General features: G+C 63.7%; 5 protein-coding genes. All 5 read right to left on the bottom strand.

The window, feature by feature from the left end; translation table 11 throughout:
• Nucleotides 1-1,598 (bottom strand): glucose-6-phosphate isomerase (pgi, locus tag VJS90_RS12320; protein ID WP_324121930.1); only part of this gene is annotated, 1,598 nt, incomplete at its 3' end.
• A 125-nt stretch (nt 1,599-1,723) separates the two neighbouring features.
• Nucleotides 1,724-2,584, bottom strand: a complete 861-nt coding sequence (panC, locus tag VJS90_RS12315) for a pantoate--beta-alanine ligase (protein ID WP_324121929.1) — start codon at nt 2,582-2,584, stop codon at nt 1,724-1,726.
• Complete coding sequence (gene panB, locus VJS90_RS12310; RefSeq protein WP_324121928.1) at nt 2,581-3,381, bottom strand: 3-methyl-2-oxobutanoate hydroxymethyltransferase; 801 nt, start codon at nt 3,379-3,381, stop codon at nt 2,581-2,583. The genes panC and panB overlap by 4 nt, the downstream gene beginning before the upstream one ends.
• Before the next feature lie 245 nt (nt 3,382-3,626).
• Nucleotides 3,627-4,106 (bottom strand): 2-amino-4-hydroxy-6-hydroxymethyldihydropteridine diphosphokinase, encoded by a 480-nt coding sequence (folK, locus tag VJS90_RS12305; protein ID WP_324121927.1) that lies wholly within the window; start codon nt 4,104-4,106, stop codon nt 3,627-3,629.
• 4 nt (nt 4,107-4,110) lie between these two features.
• The gene (locus VJS90_RS12300) at nt 4,111-5,508 is read right to left on the bottom strand and encodes a polynucleotide adenylyltransferase PcnB (protein ID WP_324121926.1); all 1,398 of its coding nucleotides are present in this window, start codon (nt 5,506-5,508) and stop codon (nt 4,111-4,113) included.
• Between the last annotated feature and the right edge of the window lie 492 nt (nt 5,509-6,000).

Genomic DNA, 6,000 nt, shown 5'->3' with positions numbered 1-6,000 from the left:
TCTTCGCTGCCGACCAGACGGTTGTAGACGCCTTTGCCCAGCTCTTTGCCCAGTTCCACACCCCACTGGTCGAAGGCATTGATGCCCCAGATCACGCTCTGCACGAACACCTTGTGCTCGTACATGGCCACCAGCGCACCCAGGCGGCGCGGGCTGATGCGCTCGACCACCAGGGTGTTGCTCGGACGGTTGCCCGGGATCACCTTGTGTGGCGCCAGCTTGTCGATATCCGCCTGGTTCATGCCTTTTTCACGCAGCTCGCGCTCGGCCTCTTCGCGGGTCTTGCCGAGCATCAGCGCCTGGCTCTGGGACAGGCAGTTGGCATAGAGCCACTGATGGTGGTCGGCGACCGGATTGAAGCTCACCACCGGGACGATGAAGTCCGCCGGGATCAGCTGGGTGCCCTGGTGCAGAAGCTGGTGGTAGGCGTGCTGGCCGTTGCAGCCCACGCCGCCCCAGATCACCGGACCGGTATCGAGCTTCACCGGCGTGCCGTCCTGCAGCACGCTCTTGCCGTTGGACTCCATGTCCAGCTGCTGCAGGTGCTTGGTGATGTTGCGCAGGTAGTGGTCGTACGGCAGGATCGCATGGCTTTGCGCGCCCCAGAAGTTGCCGTACCACACACCCAGCAACGCCAGCAGCACCGGCATGTTCTGCTCGAACGGCGCGGTCTGGAAATGCTGGTCCATGGTGTAGGCACCCGACAGCAGTTCCTTGAAGTTGGCGGTGCCGATGGCCAGCGCGATCGGCAAGCCGATCGCCGACCACAGCGAGTAGCGTCCGCCTACCCAGTCCCACATGGGGAAGATGTTCTCTTCACGGATACCAAACGCCACTGCCGCGGTCTTGTTGCTCGACACGGCGATGAAGTGACGGTACAGCTCGGCCTCCGAACCCCCTTGCGCGAGGTACCAGGTGCGGGCGGCCATGGCGTTCTTCAGGGTTTCGAGGGTGTTGAAGGATTTCGACGAAACGATGAACAGGGTGGTCTCGGCGCGCAGCTTGGCCGACAGCTCGTGGAACTCGCTGCCGTCGATGTTCGCCAGGTAGTGGCAGCGCACGCCACGCTGGGCGTAGGGCATCAAGGCTTCGGACACCAGCTCCGGGCCCAGGAACGAGCCGCCGATGCCGATATTGACCACGTCGGTGATGGGCTTTTCGGTATAACCGCGCCACAGGCCGTCATGGATACGGGTGACCAGCTCGGTGATCTGGTTCAGGACCTTGTGCACCTCGGGCATCACATTGACGCCGTTGACGCTCAGCTTGTCGCCGACCGGCCGGCGCAGCGCGGTATGCAGCACCGGGCGACCTTCGGAGGCGTTGATGATCTCGCCGCTGAACATGGCCTTGATGGCGTCCTGCAGCCCGGCTTCATTGGCCAGGCCGACCAGCAGCTCGCGGCTCTGTTCGGTGATCAGGTTTTTCGAATAGTCGAGGAACAGTCCGCATGCGCTAAGGGAAAATTGCTCGAAACGCTTGGGACTGCTAGCAAAGGCTTCGCGCATGCTGAAGCCTTGCATGGCATCGCGGTGTTGCTGAAGCGCCTGCCAGGCGGGCAGGGCCGTAACATCATGAGGAGTACGGTAATACGCCATTGCGCGGAGTTCCTAGGTGCGTGAACCTGCCTTGGACAATTGGCAGTGCCTGCGGTTGCAGGCCGGTTTTCATTATAGGCATAGCCGGCGGCGCTGGTGGCTTGAGGCCAGCGCAATTACAGCGCCTAGCCGTGGGCATCAAGGTCCAGATGCAGGTTGTCGATCAGCCGGGTAGTGCCCAGGAAGGCGGCGGCCAGGATCACCAGGTCGCGGTCCTCGGCAGTGGCGGGGCGCAGGGTCAGGGCATGGCGGACTTCAAGGTAGTCCGGGCGCAGGCCCGCCGCGTCCAGCTGCTGCTGGCCAGCAGCGATCAGCGCCGCATAGTCGCGCTCGCCGCTGGCGATGGCATCGCCCAGCTGGCGCAGCACCCGGTACAAGGCAGGGGCGATCGCCCGCTGCTCGGCGCTGAGGTAGCCGTTGCGCGAGGACAGCGCCAGGCCATCGTCGGCGCGCACGGTTGGCTCGCCAATGATCTGGATCGGCATGTTCAGGTCGCGCACCAGCGCGCGGATCACCGCCAGCTGCTGGAAGTCCTTCTGGCCGAAGACCGCAAGGTCAGGCTGGACCATGTTGAACAGCTTGCTGACTACCGTCGCCACACCTTCGAAATGCCCCGGCCGGCTGGCACCGCACAGTCCCTCGGACAGTTGCGGCACGCTGACGCGCGTTTGCCCGCCCATGCCATGGGGGTACATCTCGTCCACGGTGGGGGCAAACAGCAAGTGGCAGCCGGCTTGCAGCAGGCGCTCCTGGTCGGCCGCCAGCGTGCGGGGATAGCTGGCGAGGTCTTCGTTGGCGCCAAACTGCAGCGGGTTGACGAAAATGCTGGCCACCACGAAGTCGACGCGTTGGCAGGCCTTGGTGACCAGCGCCGCATGGCCGCTGTGCAGGTTGCCCATGGTCGGCACGAAGCCGATACGCTTGCCCTCGCTACGGGCGCGCGCAACGGCGGCGCGCAGTTCGCGGACGGTCTTGACTGTGTTCATGCGCTGAATCCGTGTTCGCTACCGGGGAAACTGGTGTCCTTGACCGCGCCGACATAGGCGCGCAAGGCGCTCTGGATGTCGGGCTGGCCGACCATGAAGTTCTTCACGAACTTGGGCACCCTGCCTGTGAGGGACAGGCCGAGCATGTCATGCAGCACCAGGACCTGGCCATCGGTGGCGTTGCCTGCCCCGATGCCGATCACCGGAATGCTCACGGCCTGGGTGATCTGGGCGGCGAGCTCGCTTGGCACGCATTCCAGCAGCAGCATGGCCGCGCCCGCCTGCTCCAGGGCGATGGCATCGGCTTGCATCTGCAGGGCCTGGGCCTGCTGGCGGCCTTGCACCTTGTAGCCGCCCAGCACGTTGACCGTCTGCGGCGTCAGGCCCATGTGCGCGCACACCGGCACGCCGCGCTCGGCCAGCAGGCCGATGGTCTCGCCCAGCCAGGCGGCGCCTTCGAGCTTGATCATGTGCGCGCCGGCCTGCATCAGCGTGGCACAGTTGGCGAAGGCCTGCTCGGGGGTGGCATGGGCCATGAACGGCAGGTCGGCAAGGATCAGCGCCCCCTGGTTGCCGCGCTTGACGCACGCGGTGTGGTAGGCCATTTCAGCCGTGGTGACCGGCAAGGTGCTGTCATGGCCCTGCAGGACCATGCCCAGCGAATCGCCCACCAGGAGCACGTCGACGCCGGCCTCGCTGGCGGCCTTGGCGAAGGTCGCGTCGTAGCAGGTCAGCATGGAGATTTTCTCACCCTTGGCCTTGAGGCCGTGCAGGGTGGTCAGGGTTGTGTCAGGCATGTGGAAAATCCTCGTTCAGGCGCTGTGAAACGACTGCGTGCTACGCGTGTATTCATCTGCTGGAACAGCACATCATCGAGTGTGGTGTTTGGGTACACCTGTTCCAGTCCGGGATACGCCTTGAGTGGCACATCGGTGCCACGGGACGCCTATAGTCGTGAGCGAGGGGAGTGAAGTCAATGACCCCGTGAACGCATTGTTACGGGCGGGTGTTACCGGCGTTACCGTCCGCTGGAACGCCCGGATTACAGGCGTTCGAGGCCGACAAACGGGCAGTCTGCCAACAGTTGCGCGAGGCTGCGCCGGTCCGCCAGACAAAAGCCCGCCGGCACCAGCTCGGCCAAGGGGTACAGCACGAAGGGACGGGCCTGCATGTGGTAGTGCGGGACCTTGAGGCGAGGAATGTCGATGACCTGGTCGCCATACAGCAGGATGTCCAGGTCAAGGGTGCGTGGCCCCCAGCGCTCCTTGCGTTCGCGGCCCTGGGACGCCTCGATGGCCTGCAGAGCATCGAGCAAGGGCAGGGGCGCGAGCTCGGTATCGAGGGCAGCCACGGCGTTGGTGTACCGCGGCTGGCCGGGCGATAGGGAGTCGCTGGCGTAAAAGGACGAGACGCCGGCCAGGCTGCCGTGCTCGAGCTGGTCAAGGGCCTCCAGGGCGCAGCGCAGTTGCTCGGCAGGCTCGGCCAGGTTGCTGCCCAGGCCGATATACACGCGTGTCGCCATGCCTTTAGTCCTGGAACTCGTCGCTACGCTTGCGCTTGCTGGCGCTGCTGCTGCGCTTGCGTTTGCGCGGGGCTGCGCCGGTACCCTCATCGCGGCTGCCCAGCTCGCGAATCATGTCGCGACGCTCGCTGTCGTTGGCGTCCTGGTAGTCGGTCCACCACTGGCCCAGCTCGTCGGTCTGCTCGCCAGCGCTTTCGCGCAGCAACAGGAAGTCGTAGCCGGCCCGGAAGCGCGGGTTGTCGAGCAGCAGGTCGGCACGCTTGCCGCTGCGGCGTGGCAGGCGTTCCTGCATGTCCCAGATCTCGCGGATCGGCAGCGTGAAACGCTTGGGCACCGCGATGCGCTGGCATTGCTCGGCGATCAGCTGGTGGGCCGCTTCGTTCATGGCCGGGATCGGCGGCATGCCCTGGCTCTGCAGGCGCAGGACTCGGGCAGGCAGGGCAGGCCAGAGCAAGGCGGCGAACAGGAAGGCCGGGGTGACCGGCTTGCCCTGCTTGACGCGCAGGTCGGTATTGGACAACGCCTGGCTGATCAGCGTGTGGGTATAGGTTGGCTGGTCTTCCAGGGCCTGGGCGCTGGCGGGGAACAGCGGGTCGAACAGGTGCAGGTCGACCAGCATTTCAAAGGTCAGCGCGGCCTGGCCGGAGAGGAACAGCTTGAGGCTTTCCTCGAACAGGCGCGCCGCCGGGATCTCGCGCAGCATCGAGGCCAGCTCGCGGATCGGCTGCACGGTGTGCTTCTCGATGCCAAAGTCGAGCTTGGCGGCGAAGCGCACGGCACGCAGCATGCGCACCGGGTCTTCCTGGTAGCGCTGGACCGGATCGCCGATCAGGCGGATCAGGCGGTTGCGGATGTCATGGACGCCATTGGCGAAGTCCAGGATGCGCTCGCTGACCGGATCGTAGTACAGGGCGTTGATGGTGAAGTCGCGGCGTTGCGCGTCTTCTTCAAGGGTGCCGTATACGTTGTCACGCAGAATGCGCCCGCTCTCGTTGCGCGACGAACGGTGGCTTTCGACCTGCTCTTCCTCGGCCTCTGGATGGTTGGCGCGGAAGGTGGCGACTTCGATGATGTCGCGGCCAAAATGCACATGCACGAGCTTGAAGCGGCGACCGATGATCCGCGCGTTACGGAATTCGCCGCGTATCTGCTCGGGCGTGGCGCTGGTGGCAACGTCAAAGTCCTTGGGCGTGATGCCCAGGAGCTGGTCGCGCACGCAGCCGCCAACCAGGTAAGCCTGGTAGCCAGCGTTTTGCAGGCGCTCGACGATGCTCACCGCGTGACGGCTGAACTGGCTGCGCTGCAGCGAGTGTTGAGCACTGTTGATCACTTCAGGCGTGGTTCGCATGTGGTGCTGGCCACGGATGGGAGGACGGAACGACTGGAACAGCTTCTTCAGCATGGGATGCACTGTTTGAAGGAATGTTCGGCCAACGATGACAGAATGGCCGCATGATGGGCGGGGATTCTAGCATTTACTCGAGGAATGGTGTAGGCGGTCGCATCGGGGGGCTGACGAGAGAAACTACAAGGGGAGCCGAAGCTCCCCAAGAAGTAGTTGCGTGCTCTTATTGTTTTTCTGCTGGGCTTCTTGTTTTTGTTGAGTGCCCTGTCCACAAATCCCGAAGCTTGTGGACGACTCCCAATCAGGGAGTGAAGAGCAAACGGATTGCTTTGGTCGCTGATGTCGAGCTGATCCTTCGATCCATCCAGTACAGGTGCTGCTTTTTAGTGCAGTTTTTGTTGTTCTCTGCCTGGCTGTGGGGCATGCCCCAAACACAAGTCCTCTCCAAAAGAATCAGTTAGCTGCGCCTCCGCCGTCTTGTATTTGTTATGCGTGAGCCGTTTCGTCTTGTTCTTGTTCTGTTTTGCTGTGCTTGTTGTTGTTCTTGTA

This window comes from Pseudomonas sp. (assembly GCF_035277045.1).
Taxonomy (GTDB): domain Bacteria; phylum Pseudomonadota; class Gammaproteobacteria; order Pseudomonadales; family Pseudomonadaceae; genus Aquipseudomonas.
This window is presented reverse-complemented; position numbering and strand designations above follow the sequence as displayed.

Coding starts and splice junctions, on each gene's coding strand:
- VJS90_RS12300 (WP_324121926.1), bottom strand. CDS start 5,508: ATGCTGAAGAAGCTGTTCCAGTCGTTCCGTCCTCCCATCCGTGGCCAG.
- panB (WP_324121928.1), bottom strand. CDS start 3,381: ATGCCTGACACAACCCTGACCACCCTGCACGGCCTCAAGGCCAAGGGT.
- panC (WP_324121929.1), bottom strand. CDS start 2,584: ATGAACACAGTCAAGACCGTCCGCGAACTGCGCGCCGCCGTTGCGCGC.
- folK (WP_324121927.1), bottom strand. CDS start 4,106: ATGGCGACACGCGTGTATATCGGCCTGGGCAGCAACCTGGCCGAGCCT.